This window comes from Pseudomonas sp. RIT778, assembly GCF_019718735.1.
Lineage (GTDB): Bacteria > Pseudomonadota > Gammaproteobacteria > Pseudomonadales > Pseudomonadaceae > Aquipseudomonas > Aquipseudomonas aphyarum.
Genome location: NZ_JAIHBA010000044.1, coordinates 19,930 through 41,107, shown reverse-complemented (window position 1 = coordinate 41,107; position 21,178 = coordinate 19,930). Strand labels below are relative to the sequence as shown.

The window sequence follows — 21,178 nt, the reverse complement described above, 5'->3', positions numbered from 1 at the left end:
GAGCAATGTCCAACGAAGTGATCAACACCGTACAGGTGCAGGCTGCAGCCGGCCGATCGGAGGAGCTGGGCAAGCAGTTGCAGAAGATCGTCGAAACCCTGCGCGAAACGCCGGGCTGCGATTCCTACATGGTCGACCGCTGCCCCGAGGACAGCCACCGCTGGACGGTCAGCGCCCGCTGGCAGTCGGAAGCGGCAATGCAGGCGCATTTCAATCGCCCGGAAGCCCAGGGCTTCATCGACCTGATCGACAGTCGTCTGGCCAATAGCGTCGATTTCAACTCCTTTCCGATCGTTTGACCTTAAAGACCCATCGCGAGCAGGCTCGCTCCCACATTTGAATACGGTTGAATGTGGGAGCGAGCTTGCTCGCGAAGGCGTATTCGAAAGCGCAGAATCCCCCAGATTGGTCACCCGAACTTCCCGAATATTGGCCGTTTGAATACCCCGGCACGCGGACTACTGTGATTACCGACTCCCCCAACTTATCAGGTGATCACCATGAAAGTCCTGCACTTGCTTGCCGCCCCGTTCGCCGCTCTGGCCCTTACCATCAGCGCTTCGGCACTGGCCCACGGCACCGATGCCCCGTCCGAGAAAATCTCGGTGCTGCAGGATCAGATGCTGAAAAACGTCCCCGGCAAAAAAGCCATGATGATCGAAGTCGATTACAAACCCGGCCAGTCCTCGATCGCCCACAAACACGACGGCACCGCCATGGCCTACGTGCTTGAAGGCGAGATCGTTTCCCAGGTCAAAGGTGAACAACCGATCACCTACAAGAAGGGCCAGTACTGGTACGAGCCGGCCGGTTCCGAGCATTTGGTCTCGAAAAACGCCAGCAAGAGCAAGCCGGCCAAGTTGTTGGTGTTCATGGTGCTGTCGCCCGATGAGAAAGTGTTGATCCCTCTGGAAAACTGATTGCTGTTACGTCAGCCATAAATAAAAACGCTCAAATCGTCGATTTGGGCGTTTTTAATGCTGGTCGCAATTAACCTGCGCGGCTTACAGCAAATCAAACTATTGGTCTCCTGATAACTTCACTGATTGGTCGTTTCATAAAACCGCCACAGGTTTAGTCTGATTCAACTGCCGCGAAGAGTGGCAACTTAAACTTTCCGACTGAAGTTGTTTCACGGGAGAAACACCATGAAACCTGCGTTCGCCAGCACTCTGTTCCTTTCACTGCTGACACTGACGGCCTGCTCGGTCCCCACCGCGCCCAAAGCGGTATCGTCGCTCGACACCTTGCTGCCCCACCCGGTGGGTCGCAGCCACATGACCACCGTGAAGGCCGGCCCTGGCGTGTCGCTGGGCGTGATTTATAGCCCGAGCACCCAGACCAACCGCGACTACCTGCGCAACTATCAGGCCAACGCCGGCACCGGTTTCGGCCAGAGCCTGCTGGTGCAGCCGATCCACGATGCCTACGTCGCCACCTCGAAACCGGACATGGCGGTGGATTGGGTCAAAACCTCGCTGCAACGCCAGTTTGGCTCGGTTACGGTGTATCCCGACATGCAGAGCCTGCGCGCGGCCAACCCGGATGTGGTGGCGATCGTCGACACTCACAGCCAGTTGATTACGTCGCGCAGTTCGGACGTCAAGGCGGATGTGAGTGCGGACTTTTATGACGGGAAGTTCAACTATATCGGCACGGCCCAAGGGACGGACGCCAGAGCTCTGAGTCCGTTATGGGCGGATTACAAACGTTCGGAAGATATCGTGGCGGATATTAATGAACAGCAGAATGTGCAAGTTCGGGCGTTGCAGAAGTTTGACCAGTCGCTCAGTAATTTATTGACCAGGTCGGCAGGTAACGTGTCGATGCTTGATCACAAGCAGGGGCAAAACCTGCACTGACAGCCCCCTTTGACCCCTGGCATCTCCCGAAAAGGAGATCGCCAGGGAGAGGTATTGGTTCGAAATACACATATTAAAATAGAAGTATAAAACAACATTCAAACCCGCTTTAAAACTGCCCTCAGCCGTCATGTCCCTCACACAGCAATACCTCGCAACGCTTGCAGACTTCCATCTGAAAAAACCTCAATTAGATTAGTCGCCACACCACGCAAGACCCACTCGACATCATGGAAGATCATTATGAGCCTGAATCAAAAAAGATCGTTTTACGCACACCTGGAATATAACGGCAGCCGTTTGACTTTCCGGAATCTGCTGAATGAAAGTTACCCTGCCAGCGAAGCCAATGTCCTCACCACGCTGCCGTCCCAACCGCGTCACCCGGCTGGACCGACACGAACCTACCCCAAGTTCATTGCCTACTTCGCATGTTACGAGGATTACTACAACATCGAGATTCGTGGTCATGGTTACTTTGCTCACTACATCAGCAAAGGCGCTACCGGGAAGCTCAGCGCCATGCCGGGTGCTGGCGGAAAAACAACCTCCTTCAACTTGCTGGATGACAACAAAAGAATCATCACACTTGATGACCTGGGCACAAACAACGCAAATATTTACCTGAAAGCCCGAAATGCCGGAATCATCCAGTCCAATAGCAACGCTCAATATTTCAGTGAGCGCGCAGGTACAACCCTGAAGTTCAACCTCGAAATCCTGCAAAGGAATGTTGATTACCCCGGCGCTACGCCGGACACGTACGAGGATTTGGTTGACGAGGATTGATATCTCGCAGACCCGCGCATAAACCCGCCATAAATAAAAAGCCCCGCCTCTTTCGAGAGCGGGGCTTTTTCATTCAACGGCTACTCAAGCAAGCTCAAGCTCCGCAGTCGCCGCAGCAGGGACAACTGCCTGACCGCTCAGCGCCACGTCGTTCAGCTCGCGGTTGGCCACCGCGTACATGGCGTAGTCGGTGCCGCTGGCGGCACGGATTTCCACCAGCATGGCGCGCCAGCGTTCGATCATGGCGTCGTTCTGCTTCATCCACAATGCCAGACGGGTTTCCACGTCCGAATCACCGCCGCCCGCTTGCAGCACGGCGATGGTGATCGCGCGTTGCTGCCAGTCGACGTCGTCGCGGAACGCTTCACGGGCCAGCGCTTGCCAGTTGTTTTCAACCGGCAAGGCGCTGATCTGCGAAATGTACCAGGTGATGTCCAGCGCGCTGCCCACGGCGAAGTACGCCTTGGCCACTTCGGCTGGGTCCTGACCGGTGACGTCGGCCGCTTCGATGATCGGCAGCAGCGTGTAGAGGTGGGTAGTCCCCGCCACCATACGCGCCAGCAACTCCGGAACACCGGCTGCGACGTACGCCTGATAACGCTCTTGCCAGTTTTCGCGGATTTCGCCGCTCAGCAGCTCGTCCAGCTTCAGGCCCAGCTCTTTCAGGTGCGGACCGAAATGCGCGACGTCACGGGCAGCGTTCTGCTCGTTGCGGCGGGCACGCAGGAACCAGCGCGTAGCGCGACGGCCCAGACGCATCAGCTCGTCCATCAGCTCCAGTTGCACATCAGCGGAAACCTGGTAGTCCAGGGCTTCTATTTGGCGGAACCAGTGCGGGAGGTGGAAGATGTCGCGCACGATCACATAAGCGCCAGCCACGTTCGCCGGGGTCATGCCGGTGGACTCTTTGAGTCGCTGAACGAAGGTGATGCCCATGTGGTTGACCAGATCGTTGGCGATCTGGGTGCTGACGATCTCGCGCTTCAGGCGGTGACGACGCATGGCTTCGGAGAACTTGCTGACCAGAGTCGGCGGGAACGCCGTTTCCATGTCGCGGGTCAGGTAGTCGTCGTCCGGCACCAGGGAGCCCAGCAGCTGCTCCTTGAGGTCGATCTTGCTGTACGAGATCAGCACCGACAGCTCTGGACGGGTCAGGCCATGGCCTTCGGCAACGCGTTCGGCCAGTTGCTCTTCGGTCGGCAGGAACTCGATGGCGCGATCCAGCTTGCCACGGCCTTCCAGGTCGCCCATCAGACGTTTGTACTCGGCGATGCGCGCATAAGCGCGGCGGGCCGCCAGAGACAGGGCCTGAGTCTGCTTGTAGTTGTTGCCCAGCACCAGACCACCGACTTCGTCGGTCATGCTCGCCAGCAACTGGTTGCGTTGCTTGTCGGTCATGTCGCCGGCCTGAACCACTTCGTTCAGCAGGATCTTGATGTTCACTTCGTGGTCGGAGCAGTCCACGCCACCGGCGTTGTCGATGAAGTCGGTGTTGGAACCGCCGCCATTGAGACCGAATTCCACACGACCCAGTTGGGTCATGCCGAGGTTACCGCCCTCGCCCACCACTTTGCAGCGCAGTTCGTTGCCGTTCACGCGCAGTGCATCGTTGGCCTTGTCGCCGACATCGGCGTGGCTTTCGGTGCTGGCTTTGACGTAAGTACCGATACCGCCGTTCCACAGCAGATCCACCGGCGCCTTGAGCAAGGCGTTCAGCAGTTCGGTCGGGGTCAGCTTGTCGGCCTGGATGTCGAAGCGCTCTTTCATCTGTGGCGAGATGGCGATGCTCTTCGCGCTGCGCGAGAAGATGCCGCCGCCTTCGGACATGATGCTGGTGTCGTAGTCGGACCAGGCCGAACGCGGCAGGTCGAACATGCGCTGACGCTCGACGAAGCTGGTGGCCGGGTTCGGGTTCGGGTCGATGAAGATGTGCATGTGGTTGAACGCGGCAACCAGTTGCAGCTTGTCGGACATCAGCAAGCCGTTACCGAACACGTCACCGGCCATGTCACCCACGCCGACCACTGTGATGCTGTCTTCCTGGACATTGATGCCGCGCTCGCGGAAGTGGCGCTGTACGCCAACCCACGCGCCCTTGGCGGTGATGCCCATTTTCTTGTGGTCGTAACCGGCCGAACCACCGGACGCAAACGCGTCACCTAGCCAGAAGCCGTAGTCGATGGCGATGCCGTTGGCGATGTCGGAGAAGGTTGCAGTGCCCTTGTCCGCAGCAACCACCAGGTACGGGTCATCGTCGTCATGACGCACGACGTTGGCCGGCGGTACCAGTTTGCCGTCCTTCAGGTTGTCGGTGATGTCCAGCAGACCCGAGATGAAGATGCGGTAGCAGGCGATACCCTCGGCCGCGATCTCGTCACGGCTGCCGCCCAGTGGCAGGCGACGCGGCAGGAAGCCGCCCTTCGCACCCACCGGCACGATGACCGAGTTCTTCACTTGCTGGGCTTTTACCAGGCCGAGGACTTCAGTACGGAAGTCTTCTTCACGGTCGGACCAGCGCAGACCACCACGAGCGACGTTGCCGAAGCGCAGGTGCACGCCTTCGACGCGTGGCGAGTAAACGAAAATTTCGAACTTCGGAACCGGTTTCGGCAGCTCAGGGATCAAGTGCGGGTTGAACTTGAAGCTGAAGTACGACTTGTTCTGGCCGTTGGCGTCGGTCTGGTAGAAGTTGGTACGCAGGGTCGCTTTGATCAGGTCCAGGTAACGACGCAGGATGCGGTCTTCGTTGAGGACTTGAACGTCGTCCAGCGCGGTCAGGATGGCCTGCTCCAGACGCTGTTGCTTGTCGTCCAGATCATCGCTGCCGAGCTTGCGCGCCAGGTAGAAACGGGTCTTGAACAACCGGGTCAGTTCGCGAGCGATGTCGGTGTGGTTGTTCAGGGTGCTGGCGATGTAGCCGAGGTCGAAGCCCAGGCGGATCTGCTTCAGGTAGCGGGCGTAGGCACGCAGCAGCGCAACGTCGCGCCATGGCAGGCCGGCGGTCAGCACCAGACGGTTGAACGCATCGTTCTCGGCATCGCCACGGACGATGTGGACGAACGCGTCCTGCAGGGTGTCGTTGAGTTGCTGGATGTCCAGGTCCAGACCTTCGGCGGCGGTGAACGCGAAGTCGTGGATCCAGAACTCGCGACCGTTGGTGTGACGCAGACGGTACGGGAATTCACCCAGCACGCGCAGGCCGAGGTTTTCCAGAATCGGCAGCACGTCGGACAGTGCTAGCGGGGTATCGGCGTGATACAGCTTGCAGTGCAGCTCGCGTGGGCCGGAGGCCAGCGGCTGGTAGAAGCTCATGGCCAGCGGCTTCTTCTCGCTCAGGTTGAGCAGGTGCTGCATGTCGACCACGGCCGAATGCGCAGCGAAACGCTCGCGGTAGCCGGCCGGGAAGCCTTTCGGGAAGTCGGCCAGCACGTTGGTGCCGTTGGCTTCGCCGAAGGTTTCGACGGTCAGGGCGGCGTAGTCGTCCTGCCAACTGCGGCAGGCCTGGATGACTTCGTTTTCCAGTTGCAGCGGGTCGATGTCGATGCGGTTTTTCGGGTCGACGCGCAGGATCAGTTGCACGCGGGCCAGCACGGACTCGGAGAAGAAGGTCCAGAATTCGCAGTCGGAGGCTTTCAGGCGCTCCATCAATACTTGCTGGATCTTCTGGCGAACTTCGGTGGAGTAGATGTCGCGCGGCACGTAGGCCAGGCAGTAGCAGAAACGACCGTACGGGTCTTTGCGCAGGAACACGCGGATCTTGTTGCGTTCCTGGATCTGCACGATCGACATCACGGTGCTGAACAGTTCGTCGACCGGAGTCTGGAACAGATCGTCACGCGGCAGCACTTCCAGAACCTGTGCCAGTTCCTTGCCCAGGTGAGCCTTGGCCTGGAAGCCCGAGCGACGCTCGATTTCCTCGACCTTGCGGCGAATGAACGGGATGACCCGCACGCTTTCGCCATACACCGACGAGGTGTACAGGCCCATGAAGCGGTGTTCCTTGATCACTTTGCCGTCGGCGTCGAGTTCACGGATCGACACGTAATCCGGGTAGGCCGGACGGTGTACGCGGCTCGGGTGCGCGGCTTTAGCGAACGACAGCAGGGTCGGTTCGCGCAGGTAATTGACGGCGTAGTCTTCGATGCGCAGCTCGTCATAGGTCATGCCGGTGCGCAGCAGTTTGGTCAGGCCAAGGAAGGAATCCTGGTCGTACTTGATGTGGCCGCCATCCGGCTCATCGGTCACGGTGAATTCTTCGTAGCCGAGGAAGGTGAAGTGGTTGCCCACCAGCCATTCCAGGAAGCTCTTGATTTCGTTCTTTTCGTCGGCATCGACGGCGAATGCGCTGTTATCGAGCTTGGTGAGGATTTCCTGCACCTTGGCCTTCATCGGCTCGAAATCGGCGACCGCGACGCGGACTTCACCCAGGACCTGTTCCAGTTCCTTGGTCAGCACATTCAGTTCGGCCGCGTTGGCGCAGCGGTCGATTTCCAGGTACATCAGCGACTCGTGCAGCACGCCTTCGCCGGTCGAACCTTTTGGCAGGATTTCCAGCAACTCGCCCTTGCTGCCACGACGCACGCTGAGCACGGTGGTCTGCAGGGTGTGGATGCTGTAGCCGCGACGGTTCAGCTCGGTACGCACCGAGTCCACCAGGAACGGCAAGTCATGGTGCAGCACTTCGACCGCGGTGTGGGTCGACTGCCAGCCGTGACGTTCGTAATCGGGGTTGTAGACGCGCACTTGTGGTTGCGCGTGATCGAAGCGCTCAAGCAGGCGCCACGCAGAAAGAGTACAGCCAGCGAGGTCGGAGAGGCGACGTTGGGTCAGCTCGTCCAGGGAAATGATGCCGAAGAATTGTTCAGCGAACAGCGCCACTTGTGGCAGTGCCTGTTCACTGATGTGCTGCGCCAGTGCCGCTTGCAGTTGGTGCTGGAAGTCGGCTTTGCTGGCTGCGGTGAAGAACGCCATCTGTGGTACTCCGCTTGGGCTTGTTATTGATGGAAAGCGTCGCGTACAAAACCCCTTTCGGGGCGTTCCGTCGCCCTGTTCCTGATTCTCGGGCAGAGGAAACAGGGTGACAGGTGGGTGAAGCTGGACGAGACACTCAGGTCACATTCACCTTCCATGAATGGGCATCTGCAAAAACGACTGCCCGGCGCCGCTCGCGGGGCCCTGGCAATGCCTTTACGGGTGCTCATCCGTTGCGCAGCTTAATGGGTGCGACAATGTGTCTGCTTGCGGTGCTGCGACATATTCGGTCATTGGCACGTAAACCAAGGCCTGCGCATCGGTAAACACTAGCATTCATAGGGCGGAACGCCGGTCTGAATGCCCGTTTTTACGGTACAGGCGTGCCAGGAATGACCATTGACCTGTGTCGCGTTCACGACACATCCTCTGACACTCTCACATGCAGAAATTCCCGAGGGCTGGCAGAATCGCGCCCAATTGCGACCAACAAGCCCGCCGAGGCAGGAATTCCCCATGCAAATGACCACCGCCCTTTTGATCGTCAACCCGTGCGACGACGAAGAAGACAACATGGCCATGCTCTGCTGCCACAGCGACAAGGGCGACATGTTCCTGATGAGCCGCTACCCGGACGAGGACGAGCTGGAGATCACGCTGGATGGCGAGCCGTCGACCCTTGATGGCGTCAAGGTCACCTTGACCAAGACCCTGCTGAAGATCGAAATCGCGGCCGCGGATGCCGATGCGCTGAATGGGGATGATGTGCTGGAAATCACCTTCAATCCGGACATGGTGGATCTGGCTGAGGTTGAGGAAACCCTGAAGAACATTCTTGATGGTACTGGCACCTATATCAGCCAGATTTGAGGGTGTCTGAACTGGCGCCTTCGCGAGCAAGCCCGCTCCCACAGTGACCGCGTTCTGTCAGGAGAACATGGTTCATTGTGGGAGCGAGCTTGCTCGCGAAAGGGTCCGAAAGAACACCGCACCTCCCCCACCCTACAAAATTCCAACAATTGCCCCGGTCATTTCCCGCACTTTGCGCAAAATGCCGTTAGTCGCCACCCCCTGCGATGGATTAAAGTAACGCCCCCAGCCCCGGCGTTATCCGAACGCCTGTGGCCACCCTTTCCAGGAACAGTCATCGATGGAACATCGTGAAGCGCTGCTGGCGCTGCGAACCTTTCTTTCAACGCAGATTCTCGGCCAGGAAAAACTCATCGAGCGCTTGCTCATTGCCCTGCTCGCCGACGGCCACATGCTGGTCGAGGGCGCTCCGGGCCTGGCCAAGACCAAAGCGATCAAAGAGCTCGCCGAGGGCATCGAAGCCCAGTTCCATCGCATCCAGTTCACCCCGGACCTGCTGCCCGCCGACATCACCGGCACCGAGATCTATCGCCCGGAAACCGGCAGTTTCGTGTTCCAGCAAGGCCCGATCTTCCACAACCTGGTGCTGGCGGACGAAATCAACCGTGCCCCGGCCAAGGTTCAGTCGGCGCTGCTTGAGGCCATGGCCGAACGTCAGGTCAGCGTCGGGCGCAGTACTTACGAGCTGTCGCCGCTGTTTCTGGTGATGGCCACGCAGAACCCGATCGAGCAGGAAGGCACCTATCCGCTGCCCGAAGCCCAGCTCGACCGGTTCCTGATGCACGTGAAAATCGGTTTCCCGGACGCCGCCGTCGAACGCCGGATCCTGCAACAGGCCCGTGGCGAAGCCCTGAACGGCGAAACCAAGCCCGAACGCCGGGTCAGCCAGCAGGCGATCTTCGCCGCGCGCAAGGAAATCCTCGGTCTGTACATGGCGGACGCCGTGGAGGAATACCTCGTGCAACTGGTCATGGCCACGCGCAACCCGGCCAAGTTCGACCCGGAAATGGCCGAGTGGATCGCCTACGGCGCCAGCCCCCGTGGCTCCATTGCCCTCGACCGCTGCGCCCGCGCCCATGCCTGGCTGGCCGGTCGCGACTTCGTCAGCCCGGAAGACATCCAGGCTGTGCTGTTCGACGTATTGCGTCACCGCATTATTCTGTCGTTCGAGGCCGAAGCCGCTGGCATCGACCAGGATCGGGTGGTGCAACGGATTCTCGACGTCGTAGCCGTCGCTTGACCCCGATGAACGCCTCTCTGCCGTCCGAACCGGGCATCCGCATCAGCCTCGCCGAGCTGATCGAGATGCGTCACCGCGTGCGCGAAGTGCAGCTGTTTTCCACGCCGAGCCAGCGCAGTCCGCTGATCGGCCTGCACCACTCGAAATTTCGTGGTCGTGGCGTCGACTTCGATCAGGTGCGGGTCTATCAGGCCGGCGACGACGTGCGCACCATCGACTGGCGCGTCACCGCGCGGACGCAGGAACCGCACACCAAACTGTTCCATGAAGAACGTGAACGGCCGATTTTCATCATGGTCGAGCAAAGCACGCGGCTGTTTTTCGGTTCCGGGCTGATGTTCAAGTCGGTGCTCGCAGCGCAGGCAGCGGCGCTGATCGGCTGGGCCGCGCTGGGTCACAACGACCGGGTGGGCGGGCTGGTGTTCGGCGACAACGAGCACTACGAAATCAAACCGCGTCGCAGCAAGCAGAGCCTTTTGCAACTGCTCAACCGGCTGGTGAAGGTCAATCAGTCGCTGCACAGCGAGCGGGAGCCGGATCGCGATGCGTTTGGCGTGGCGTTGCGCCGGGCCCGCGAAGTGCTGCGACCGGGCAGTCTGGTGATCGTGATCTGCGACGAGCGCGCACTGTCCGACAGCGCCGAGCAGCAATTGAGCCTGTTGTCGCGCCATTGCGACCTTTTGATGCTGCCGCTTTCCGATCCGCTGGACCACGCCCTGCCCGCTGCTGGGCTGCTGAGATTCGCCGAACGCGGCGCGCAGCTGGAACTCGACACCCTCAACTTCGACCTGCGCCAGACCTACCGCGCCCAGGCCGAAGCGCGCATCGCCCGCTGGGAGTTGCTCGCGCAGAAGCTGCGCGTACTGCTGATGCCGCTGAGCACCCAGAGCGAAATGGTCGAACAGATGCGCGAATTCCTTAACCCGCAGCGTCCGGGGAAAGGTCGATGAACGGCCTCGAACAACTGCAACCGCTGATCTCCCCGCCACCGATTGCCTTCTGGCCGCCGGCGCCGGGCTGGTGGCTGCTGCTTTTGCTGCTGCCGGTGATTGGTTTCGCGGTCTGGCGACTGCGGCGTTTCATTCCGATCAAGAAAAAACCGGTCGTGCGCGCCGAACTGCCGCTCGATCCGGTGCGCATCGCCGCACTCGCCGAACTGGCGCAGATGCCCAAACCCTACGACGGCGCCCCGGCCGGGGCCTGGCTGCAGCAGCTCAACGGCCTGCTCAAGCGCCTGTGCCGCAACCACTATCCCTACAGTCAGAGCCATACCCTCAACGGCCGCAAATGGCTGGCGTTTCTCGACAACCGTTGCCCCGCCGCCGGCCTGACCCGCTGGATGGTGCTCGTCGAAGGCGCCTACAAACCCGAGTGCAAACTCGACGACAAAGCCATCGCCGGCCTGACCCAGGCAGTCGACACCTGGATCCGCAAACATGTTTGAGTTCGCCTGGCCGTGGATCTTTCTGCTGTTGCCGCTGCCGTGGCTGATGCGCCTCGTGCTGCCGGTGGCCGACAGTGGCGAGCCGGCGTTGAAAGTGAGTTTCCTGGGCGACCTGGAAGGCCTCGCTCGCCGCCGCGCCCGGGCCAATCTGCCAGCCTGGCGCCAGCAAGCGCCGTTCATGCTGCTGTGGTTGTTTCTGCTGATCGCCGCCGCCCGCCCGCAATGGCTCGGTGAACCGCTGCCGATTGCCGCCAGCGGTCGTGATCTGTTGGTGGCGGTGGACGTGTCCGGCTCGATGGATTTCCCCGACATGCAATGGAAAGACGAAGACGTCAGTCGCCTGTCGCTGGTTCAGCATTTGCTCGGCGATTTTCTCGAAAGCCGCGATGGCGACCGCGTCGGTCTGATCCTGTTTGGCAGCCAGGCTTATCTGCAAGCACCCCTGACGTTTGACCGGCGCACCGTTCGAGTCTGGCTTGATGAAGCGCGGATCGGCATTGCCGGCAAGAACACCGCAATTGGTGACGCCATCGGCCTGGCCCTGAAGCGTCTGCGCATGCGCCCGGCCCAGAGCCGAGTGCTGATTCTGGTCACCGACGGCGCGAACAATGGCGGCGAAATCGACCCGCTGACCGCCGCAAAACTGGCCGCCAGCGAAGGCGTGAAAATCTATCCGATCGGCATCGGCGCCGATCCTGAAGAAAGCGGCGCCACGGCGTTGCTCGGCGGCAACCCGACCCTCGATCTCGACGAACCGGCGCTCAAGGCCATCGCCGAGGTCACCGGCGGCCAGTACTTCCGCGCTCGCGACGGCCAGCAACTGCAAGCGATCAAGGACACCCTCGACCAGCTCGAGCCGGTGACTCAACAACCGACCCAGGCCCGTCCGGCGCAGGCGTTGTATCAGTGGCCGCTGGCGTTCGCCCTGCTGCTGAGCATCTTGCTGGTGGCCCGTGTGTTGTGGCCGGACAACCCGCTGCAACGGCTGTTCACCAAGGAGCTGTATCTGCAAAGCCCCCTGCCTGACTGGCGCGAGCGCCTCAAGCGCCTGCGTTTGCGGAGGCGCCGATGATCGCCCTCTGGCCGCACTGGTTCCGTCCTTGGTGGCTGTTGCTGCTGCCGTTGCTCGGATGGCTGATCTGGCAGCTCTGGCACCGGCAGAAACGCGCCGGTCGCTGGCAGATGATTCTGCCGCCGGCCTTCCACGCTACGCTGCTCAGTGGTGGCAGCGGTCGCGACAGCAAGTTGCCGTGGGTCGCCCTGAGCGTGGCCTGGCTGCTGACGATTCTGGCGTTGCTCGGGCCGAGCTGGGAGCGGGTCGAACAGACCAGCCAGAAACCCGCCGATCCGTTGGTGGTGGTGCTGGAGCTGACCCCGGAAATGCTCGCCACCGATTCGCCGCCGACGCGACTGGAACAGGCCCGGCGCAAGCTGTTCGACCTGCTGAAAGTGCGCAGCGACGCCCAGACCGCCATCGTCGTTTACGCCGGCAGCGCCCACACGCTGGTGCCGCTGTCGGATGACCTGGCGACCAGTCGCAATCTGCTCGACGCGCTCAAGCCTTCGCTGATGCCGGAAAGCGGCCATCGCGCCGATCTGGCGGTGAGCAAAGCGCTGGCGTTGCTCAAGCAGGGTGCGTTGGGTCAGGGGCGGATTCTGCTGATCGGTTCTTCGCTGTCGGAAGAAGAACGCCAGGGCATTCGCCATGCACTCAGCGGCCAATCGGCGCAGTTGTTGATGCTCGGCGTCGGCACCGCCGAGGGCGCGCCGATTGCTCAGGAGGACGGCAGTTTCCTCAAGGACGCCCAGGGCGCGATCCGGGTGCCGCAACTCGACAGCCCGGGCCTCGGCGCATTCCTCAACGCGGTCGGCGGCGAATACCGCAGCGCACGGCTGGATGAATCCGATCTGGGCGACCTCGGCCTGCTCGATGGCCCGCGCAGCCTGCGTAACGATGGCCAGACCGTGCGCCTCGACACCTGGGCCGATCAGGGTTACTGGCTGCTGTTGCCGCTGTTGTTGCTCGCCGCGTGCGCCGGGCGGCGTGGCTGGCTGTTCTGCCTACCGTTGCTGCTGGCATTGCCGCAACCGAGCTATGCCTTCGACTTCGAGGACCTGTGGCTGCGCCCCGATCAACAAGGCCTGCATCTGCTCAAACAGAAGCGCCCGGCCGAAGCGGCAAAGCATTTCGAAGATCCGCAATGGCAAGGGGTGGCGTTGTACGAGGCCGGCGACTACAGTGGCGCCGCTCAGCGTTTCGCCGAGGGCAATGACGCCCACGCCCACTACAATCGTGGCAACGCCCTGGCCAGAGGCGGCGAGCTGGAAGCAGCGCTGGACGCCTACGAACAGGCTCTGGAACGCCAGCCGGATCTGCGTCCGGCGCTGACCAACAAGGCGCTGGTGGAGAACCTGCTGAAACAGAAAAACGCCCCGCCGCCGGCCGAACCGCAAGACAAACCGGCGCAGCAAAACATACCGGGCGATGAACCACCGCCAGCGACCGCTCCGCCGCCAGCGGTCAAAAGCGAAACCCACAGCGAGCCGCAAACCGGCGAGTCCGCCAGCGAGCCGCCGCCGACCACCCCGCCGCTGCCGGGTGCCAACGAGCTGCCGGAAAGCGAACCGGGCGAAGAACAGAACACACCGCCGCTGCTGCGCCCCAATGAGGACAACCTCGAAGGCGAGCAACAGCAGGCGCTGGAACAATGGCTGGGCAAGATCCCGGATGATCCGGGCGAACTGCTGCGACGCAAATTCTGGTACGAACAGCAACAACATCAGGATCAGGAAAACATTCGATGACCCGTTTCACCGCTCTCTTGCTGCCCCTGCTGATCTGCACGGCCACCGCTCAGGCGGCCGAGCTGACGGCCAGTGTGGATCGCAGTCGCCTGAATTCCGGCGAGACGGTCGAACTCACCCTCGAATCCAACGATGTCACGCAGTTCGGCAAACCGGATCTGAGCCCGCTGGAGCCGCTGTTCGAAGTGCGCGGCACGCGTCAGGTCAACCAGTTGAACACGCTCAACGGTGACAACCGCGCCACCACTCGCTGGATCATCACGTTGCTGCCCAAGCAGAACGGCAGCGTCGAAATCCCGCCGCTGAAACTGGGCGATGTCGAGAGCCAGCCGATCACCGTGCAGGTGATCGAGAGCGACACCCGCGAAGAGAACAATGCCCGCGAACCGGTGTTCATCGAAGCCAGCCTCGACCAGACCAACGTCTATGTGCAGGCCCAGGCCATCCTGACGTTGCGCATCTACCATTCGGTGTCGCTGTACGACGACAGCAGCCTGACGCCGTTGCAGATCGCCGACGCGCGCATCGAGCAACTGGGCGACATGCGCACCTATGAAAAAGACATCAACGGTGTGCGCCATGGCGTGATCGAGATGCGTTATGCGATCTATCCGCAGCACAGCGGTTTACTGAGCATCGCCCCGCAGACGTTCAGCGCCACACTGGTCGACACCCAGCCCTCGCAGGACCCCACGGCGCAGGGGCCCAAGCCTGGCAAACTGATGCGCGTCAGCTCCAGCGCCACGTCGCTGACGGTCAAACCGAAACCGATGACCTACCCCAGCGACGCACCGTGGCTGCCGGCCCGCAGCCTGAGCCTGAGCGAGAGCTGGAACCCGGAGCCGGAACACACTCAGGTCGGCGACTCCCTGACCCGCAGCCTGACCCTCAAGGTCGAAGGCCTGGCCAGCTCGCAGCTGCCCGCCCTGCCCGCCACCGAGGCCAATGGCCTGCGCCGCTATCCGGATCAACCGGTGCTGAACAACCAGAGCAGCGACCGCGGCCTGATCGGCAGCCGAGAAGAACGCGAAGCGCTGGTGCCGAGCCGCAGTGGCTCGATCGAATTGCCAACGGTAGACGTGGTCTGGTGGAACACCTTCGAAGATCACCTGGAACACACCAGCCTGCCGGCGCGCACCCTGCAAGTGGCGAACAACCCGAGCCTGCAAGTCGACACCCCGGCCGGCAGCGCGCAACCGCTCAGCGCGGCCGACAGCGAAGCCTTGTGGTGGTGGAAACTCAGCACGTTCGTTTTCGCCTGCACCACCCTGCTCGGCTTCGGCCTCTGGTGGCGTGCCCGCTGGCAACCGGCAATTCTGCGCGCCGCACAAACCGGCCCGAGCCCGCGCACCCTGCTCGACGACATCAAACGCGCCAGCCAGGCCAACGACCCCCACGCCACCCGCCAGGCCCTCGACGCCTGGGCCCGCCAACAGCCGGAAACCCTGGCGGATATGGCGGCGCGGTTTGTCCCCCTGTCGGATGCACTCGACGGCTTGAACGGCGCGCTGTACAGCGAGACCGGGCAGCATTGGCAGGGTGAGGATCTGTGGCGGGCGATCCGGACGATTCCGACGGCGGAACGGGTGCAGGATCCGGTCGGGGACAGCGGGTTGCCGCCGCTTTATCCGAAGTAGTTGCAGTCCGATCGAGGCTTTTGCCCGTAAACTCTCTTCTTTTTCGCCGCGCCTTTTTCCTGCGGCCATCACCTCTTTATATTGCGGAGTCAGCCTTGCGTCTGTTTCACACCTCCGACTGGCACCTTGGGCAGAACCTGCACGGCCAGGAGCGCGATTTCGAGCACGCCTGTTTTCTCGAGTGGCTGCTGCGCCAATTGAAGCTGGCGCAGCCGGACGTGCTGCTGATCGCCGGCGACATCTTCGACACGGTCAATCCACCGGTCAAAGCCCAGGAACGCCTCTACGACTTCATCGTCAGCGCCCACGAGCAGCAGCCGTTGCTGACCATCGTGATGATCGCCGGCAACCACGATTCCGGCTCGCGGATCGAGCTGCCCGCGCCGTTGATGCGGCGTTTGCGCACCCATGCGCTGGGCCGGGTGTTGTGGCTGGATGACGGGCAACTGGATGCGGAGCGTCTGCTGTTGCCGCTGCCGGACGCCACCGGTGAAATCGCCGCATGGTGCCTGGCGCTGCCGTTCCTGCGGCCTGCCGAAGTGACCGGTGCGCATCTGGGTGACAACTATCTGCGTGGCATTGGTCAGGTGCATGAATGGCTGATCGAAGCGGCGAATGCCAAGCGCCAGCCGGGCCAGGCACTGGTCGCCATCAGCCACGCGCACATGGCCGGCGGCTCGGTGTCGGAAGACTCCGAGCGCAGCCTGATCATCGGCAACGCCGAAGCTTTGCCCGCCAGCCTGTTCGGGCCGAGCATCAGCTATGTCGCGCTCGGCCATTTGCACAAGCCGCAGAAGGTCAACGGTGAAGAGCGGATTCGCTACAGCGGCTCGCCGATCCCGTTGTCGTTTTCGGAGATCAGTTATCAGCATCAGGTGCTCGACGTCGTTCTGGACGGCGAAACCCTGGTCAGCGTCGAGCCGATGCTGATCCCCCGCTCCGTCAATCTTCAGCGCCTCGGCCCTGCGCCACTGGCGGAAGTTCTGCTGCAACTGGCCGACCTGCCGAACATCGACCTGCTGGCCGAAACCCAGCGCCAGCCGTGGCTGGAAGTGCGGGTGCGCCTCGACGAACCGCAGCCGGATCTGCGCCATCAGGTCGAAAGCGCCCTGCAAGGCAAGGCTGTGCGACTGGTGCGAATTGCCGCCGAATACGCCGGCAACCGGGGAGCTGACGGCGCTGAGGACGGCAGCGCGCTGATCGAACTGGACCAACTCACGCCGCAGGAATTGTTCAGTCGTGCCTGGCTCGACAACTACGGCAGCGAGGTCGACGAGCAAACGCTCAAGGACTTCGCCGAGCTGCTGCAAGACGTACAAATGGAGGGCGAGCAGCCATGAAGATTCTCGCCATTCGCTTGAAGAACCTCGCCTCGTTGGCCGGCCCGTTCGAGATCGACTTCACCGCCGAACCGCTGGCCAGCGCCGGTCTGTTCGCGATCACCGGCCCGACCGGCGCCGGCAAAAGTACTCTGCTCGATGCGCTGTGCCTGGCGCTGTTCGGCGCCGTGCCGCGTCTGAACAACACCGGGCGTGACGCCAAGGTGCCGGACGCCGACGGCGAAATCGCCACCGGCGACCCGCGCACCCTGCTGCGTCGCGGCACCGGTGAAGGTTTTGCCGAAGTGGATTTTGTCGGCGTCGATGGCCGTCGCTATCGCGCGCGCTGGGAAGCCAACCGCGCCCGGGAAAAGGCCGGCGGCAAGTTGCAAGCCAGCCGTCAGAGCCTGCGCGACATCGATCAGGATCAACTGCTCGCCAGCCAGAAAGGCGAGTACAAGACTCAGCTTGAAGCCGCGCTGGGCCTGAACTTCGAACAATTCACCCGCGCCGTGCTGCTGGCCCAGAGCGAATTCAGTGCGTTCCTCAAAGCCGACGACAACGACCGCAGCGAACTGCTGGAAAAACTCACCGACACCGCGCTCTACACCCGCCTCGGCCGCCGCGCATTCGACAAGACCAAGGAGGCCCGCGAAGCCCACAAGCAGTTGCAGGATCAGGCCACCGGCGTAACCCCGCTGGCCCCCGAGGCTCGCGCAGAACTCGACGAGCGCTTCAATGCCGCCCAGCAACAACTCAAGTTGCAGCAGGCGCAGCTCAAACAAATCGAGCAGCAGCATGACTGGCTCAAGGAACTGCTGCGGCTGCAAGACTCGCAACAAGCCGCCGCCGAACAACTGCGCAGCGCCGAGCACGAAAGGGAGTCGCTGGCCGGTGAGCGTCTGAAGCTCACCCGCCTCGAACAACTTGCCCCGCAACGGCACCAGTTCGCCCGCAAAACCGAACTTGATACCCAGCTGACGCCGCTGGCCGCACAGATTCACGCGCACACCCAGCAACAAGGCGAACTGGCTGAGCGCCAGACTCGACTGGAACAGGATCTCGCCGCAGCGCAGATTGCCCTGACCCAGGCGCAAACGCAGCAGAGCGAAGGCGCGCCGCTGTTGCGTCAGGCGTTCGAGGAGCAAAGCACCCTCGCCCGCCTCGCCAAGGATGTCGCAACCGGCACCGAAGCGAAGCACGCCGCAGAACAAGCCTGCACTCAGGGCCAAAGCGCGATCCAGACCCTGCTCGATCAGCAGAAACAGGTCGCCGAACGCTTGCAGCGCATTGCCGCCGATCTTGAGCAAAGCACTCATCTGGCACCGTTGAGCGAAGCGTGGAATGCCTATCGCGACCGCTTGCAGCAACTGATGCTGATTGGCAATCGGTTGAACAAGGGCCAAAGCGAACTCGCTTCCCTCGAAGAAAACGCCACTCGCGCCACCGAAGCGCTCGCCACGCAAAAGCAGCAGCTGGAAGTGCTGTTCAAGGAGGCCGGCGCCGAGCCGGACGCCGTCGCCGAGCAGATCGGCATCCTCGGCACTCTGTTGCAGGACAACCGCAAGCAACTGCGCGCCATCGAAGACATGACGCGCCTGTGGGCCAGTCAGCAGGATCTGGACAAGCGCAATGCCGAACTGCAACAGCGTCAGCTCGATGCGCAACAGGAGCGCGAGCGCCTGACCCAGGACGGGGTGAAAACCAAGTCCGAGCTGACCGTCGCCGAACAGACTCTTAGCGTCACCCGTGAACTGCTCGAGCGTCAGCGTCTGGCCCGCAGTGCCAGTGTCGAAGAGCTGCGCGCGCAGTTGCAGGACGACCAGCCGTGCCCGGTTTGCGGCAGCAACGAGCATCCGTATCACCAGCCGGAAGCCCTGTTGCAAAGTCTTGGCCGTCATGATGAAAGCGAGCAGGCCCGCGCGCAGCAAGCGGTCGATCAACTGAAGGAAAAACTCACCGAACTGCGTGCCAGTGTCGGTGGCGTGATTGCCCAACAGAAAGAGTTGCTGCAACAGCAGGAACAACTGGCGGCACAACAGCAAACGCTGACGCCAAGCATCGAGGCGCATCCGCTGGCGGCATCGTTGCTGAATCAGGACAGTGACAAGCGAGCTGCGTGGCTAACCCGCCAGAACGATCAACTGAACCAGAGCATCACCCAGGACGAACAGCGCCAGACCGCCCTGCTCACGCTGCAACAGGATGCGGCGCGCCTGACCCAGCAATTGCGTCAGGCCGAAACCGCACACCAGCAAGCGTCGCAGCACCTGAGCAATCAGCAGCGCGAGCTGAGCGCTGACCGCCAGCGTCTGGACGAGGAGCTGGCGGCCTTCGCCACACTGCTACCGAGCGACACCCTCGACGCCTTGCGCGCCGAGCCGGCCGCGACCTTCATGCAGCTTGACCGGCAGATTGCCGAACGTCTGGCGCAAGTCGATCAGCAGAAGGAAGAGCTGGCCGAACAGCAACAACGCCAGCAAACGCTCGAGAAAGAACAGGATCGCCAACAGGGCCGTGCACAGCTGCTGCAAAACGCTGAGCAGCAGCTCAACGCGCTGACTGAACAGCAACTCGCCAGCCAGCAGAAGCTTGCGCAATTACTGGGCGATCACACCTGCGCCGAGCATTGGCAGCAGCAACTGGAACAGGCCGTGGAACAGGCGCGCAACGCCGAATCCACGACGACTCAGGCGCTGCAGGAAGCGCGTACGCAGCTCGTGCAAATCGCCGCCGAGCTGAAAGCGCAGCAGGAACGTCTGCAAGCGCTGGAAAGCGAAGACCGCGATCTGGCCGGCAAGATTGCCGACTGGCGCGCACGCCATCCGGAGCTGGATGACGGTGGCCTCGAAGACCTGCTGCGGGTCGATGATGCGCAAGTCGACGAACTGCACCAGCGCTTGCAGCGCAACGAAAAAGCCGTTGAACAGGCCAAGGTGTTGTTCCAGGAACGCGATCAGCGCCTGCTCGACCATCAGGCCCAGCACAACGGCAACCTGGATGCCGAACAACTCGCCAGCGCCCTCGCCGACCTGCAAAACCAGTGCACGGCCAGCGAACAGCAATGCGCCGAACTGCGCGCCGAGCAAGCCGAAGACCAGCGCCGCCAGAACGCCAATCAGGCGCTCGCGCAGCAGATCGCCGACGCCTATGCCGAGTATCAGCGCTGGGCGCGACTCAATGCGCTGATCGGCTCGGCCACCGGCGACACCTTCCGCAAGATCGCCCAGGCCTACAACCTCGACCTGCTGGTACATCACGCCAACGTGCAGCTGCGGCAACTGGTCAAGCGCTATCGCCTCAAGCGCGGCGGCAGCATGCTCGGCCTGCTGGTGATGGACACGGAGATGGGCGACGAACTGCGTTCGGTGCATTCGCTGTCCGGCGGCGAAACCTTCCTCGTGTCGCTGGCCCTCGCGCTGGGTCTGGCCTCGATGGCGTCGAGCACGTTGAAGATCGAATCGCTGTTCATCGACGAGGGCTTCGGCAGCCTCGATCCGGAATCCCTGCAACTGGCCATGGACGCCCTCGACGGTTTGCAGGCGCAGGGCCGCAAGGTCGCGGTGATTTCCCACGTGCAGGAAATGCACGAGCGGATTCCGGTGCAGATTCAGGTACAGCGCCAGGGCAACGGTTTGAGCACACTGGAGGTGAAATGAACACGCTGTATTCCTTCCGCCGCTGCCCGTACGCGATGCGGGCGCGGATGGCCCTGCGTTATTCGGGTGTGCCGGTGGAGATCGTCGAAGTCAGCCTGAAAGCCAAACCGGCCCAGATGCTGGCGATCTCGCCCAAGGGCACGGTGCCGGTGCTGGATGCGGGCGGTCAGGTGATCGATGAAAGCCTGGAGATCATGCGCTGGGCGCTGGCGCAGAATGATCCGGATGACTGGTTGCTAGGTGGCGATTCAAGGATCGCCGAGTTGATCGAAGCCAACGATCAAGTGTTCAAGGTTCACTTGAATCGCTACAAGTACGCCGAGCGCTATCCGGAACAGCCGATGGAGGTTTATCGCGCCGAAGGTGCTCTGTTCTTGCAGAAACTGGATGAATTGCTTGAGGGTCGCGTTTACTTGCTGGCCAATCATCCGAGCCTGGCCGATATCGCGCTGTTGCCGTTCGTTCGCCAGTTCGCCCATGTTGATCGTGACTGGTTTGCACAGACGCCTTACGTGCGGTTGCAGGCCTGGTTGCAGCGGTTTCTGGAGTCGGAGCTGTTCACCGGCATCATGAAAAAGTAGG

General features: G+C 61.9%; 15 protein-coding genes. 14 read left to right on the top strand and 1 reads right to left on the bottom strand.

What is annotated here, in order from left to right:
* Positions 1-5 precede the first annotated feature (5 nt).
* From K5E37_RS26255 to K5E37_RS26240, 4 genes are all read left to right on the top strand, one after another.
* Positions 6-299 carry a putative quinol monooxygenase gene (locus K5E37_RS26255; protein ID WP_007959339.1) on the top strand — a complete coding sequence of 98 codons (294 nt, stop codon included), beginning with the start codon at positions 6-8 and terminating at the stop codon, positions 297-299.
* 201 nt (positions 300-500) lie between these two features.
* Positions 501-920 (top strand): cupin domain-containing protein, encoded by a 420-nt coding sequence (locus K5E37_RS26250; protein ID WP_221535542.1) that lies wholly within the window; start codon positions 501-503, stop codon positions 918-920.
* A 228-nt stretch (positions 921-1,148) separates the two neighbouring features.
* On the top strand, positions 1,149-1,862 hold the full coding sequence (locus tag K5E37_RS26245; protein ID WP_221535541.1) for an ATPase: 714 nt from the start codon (positions 1,149-1,151) through the stop codon (positions 1,860-1,862).
* A gap of 243 nt (positions 1,863-2,105) precedes the next feature.
* The gene (locus tag K5E37_RS26240; RefSeq protein ID WP_221535540.1) at positions 2,106-2,651 is read left to right on the top strand and encodes a hypothetical protein; all 546 of its coding nucleotides are present in this window, start codon (positions 2,106-2,108) and stop codon (positions 2,649-2,651) included.
* A gap of 84 nt (positions 2,652-2,735) precedes the next feature.
* Here the strand turns inward: K5E37_RS26240 and K5E37_RS26235 are convergent, their stop codons facing one another.
* Positions 2,736-7,622, bottom strand: a complete 4,887-nt coding sequence (locus K5E37_RS26235; RefSeq protein ID WP_207982997.1) for an NAD-glutamate dehydrogenase — start codon at positions 7,620-7,622, stop codon at positions 2,736-2,738.
* A 516-nt stretch (positions 7,623-8,138) separates the two neighbouring features.
* Between K5E37_RS26235 and K5E37_RS26230 the strand changes: the two genes are divergently transcribed.
* The 10 genes from K5E37_RS26230 to K5E37_RS26185 all read left to right on the top strand — a co-directional run bounded on the left by K5E37_RS26230 (position 8,139) and on the right by K5E37_RS26185 (position 21,177).
* Positions 8,139-8,492 carry a hypothetical protein gene (locus K5E37_RS26230; RefSeq protein WP_003225678.1) on the top strand — a complete coding sequence of 118 codons (354 nt, stop codon included), beginning with the start codon at positions 8,139-8,141 and terminating at the stop codon, positions 8,490-8,492.
* 280 nt (positions 8,493-8,772) lie between these two features.
* Positions 8,773-9,732: a MoxR family ATPase gene (locus K5E37_RS26225; protein ID WP_007913915.1), complete on the top strand. Its 960-nt coding sequence runs from the start codon at positions 8,773-8,775 to the stop codon at positions 9,730-9,732.
* Positions 9,733-9,737: 5 nt separating this feature from the next.
* The gene (locus K5E37_RS26220) at positions 9,738-10,682 is read left to right on the top strand and encodes a DUF58 domain-containing protein (protein ID WP_007959332.1); all 945 of its coding nucleotides are present in this window, start codon (positions 9,738-9,740) and stop codon (positions 10,680-10,682) included.
* Positions 10,679-11,176, top strand: coding sequence for a DUF4381 domain-containing protein (locus tag K5E37_RS26215; protein ID WP_039766825.1), 498 nt, complete (start codon positions 10,679-10,681; stop codon positions 11,174-11,176). The genes K5E37_RS26220 and K5E37_RS26215 overlap by 4 nt, the downstream gene beginning before the upstream one ends.
* Positions 11,169-12,248, top strand: a complete 1,080-nt coding sequence (locus K5E37_RS26210) for a VWA domain-containing protein (RefSeq protein WP_221535539.1) — start codon at positions 11,169-11,171, stop codon at positions 12,246-12,248. The genes K5E37_RS26215 and K5E37_RS26210 overlap by 8 nt, the downstream gene beginning before the upstream one ends.
* Complete coding sequence (locus tag K5E37_RS26205; RefSeq protein ID WP_221535538.1) at positions 12,245-13,981, top strand: VWA domain-containing protein; 1,737 nt, start codon at positions 12,245-12,247, stop codon at positions 13,979-13,981. Before K5E37_RS26210 ends, K5E37_RS26205 begins: the two co-directional genes overlap by 4 nt.
* Complete coding sequence (locus K5E37_RS26200; RefSeq protein WP_221535537.1) at positions 13,978-15,618, top strand: BatD family protein; 1,641 nt, start codon at positions 13,978-13,980, stop codon at positions 15,616-15,618. The genes K5E37_RS26205 and K5E37_RS26200 overlap by 4 nt, the downstream gene beginning before the upstream one ends.
* A 95-nt stretch (positions 15,619-15,713) precedes the next feature.
* Positions 15,714-16,958 (top strand): exonuclease SbcCD subunit D C-terminal domain-containing protein, encoded by a 1,245-nt coding sequence (locus K5E37_RS26195; protein ID WP_221535536.1) that lies wholly within the window; start codon positions 15,714-15,716, stop codon positions 16,956-16,958.
* Positions 16,955-20,596, top strand: a complete 3,642-nt coding sequence (locus K5E37_RS26190; protein ID WP_221535535.1) for an AAA family ATPase — start codon at positions 16,955-16,957, stop codon at positions 20,594-20,596. The genes K5E37_RS26195 and K5E37_RS26190 overlap by 4 nt, the downstream gene beginning before the upstream one ends.
* Positions 20,593-21,177: a glutathione S-transferase gene (locus K5E37_RS26185; protein WP_221535534.1), complete on the top strand. Its 585-nt coding sequence runs from the start codon at positions 20,593-20,595 to the stop codon at positions 21,175-21,177. The genes K5E37_RS26190 and K5E37_RS26185 overlap by 4 nt, the downstream gene beginning before the upstream one ends.
* Position 21,178 lies beyond the last annotated feature (1 nt).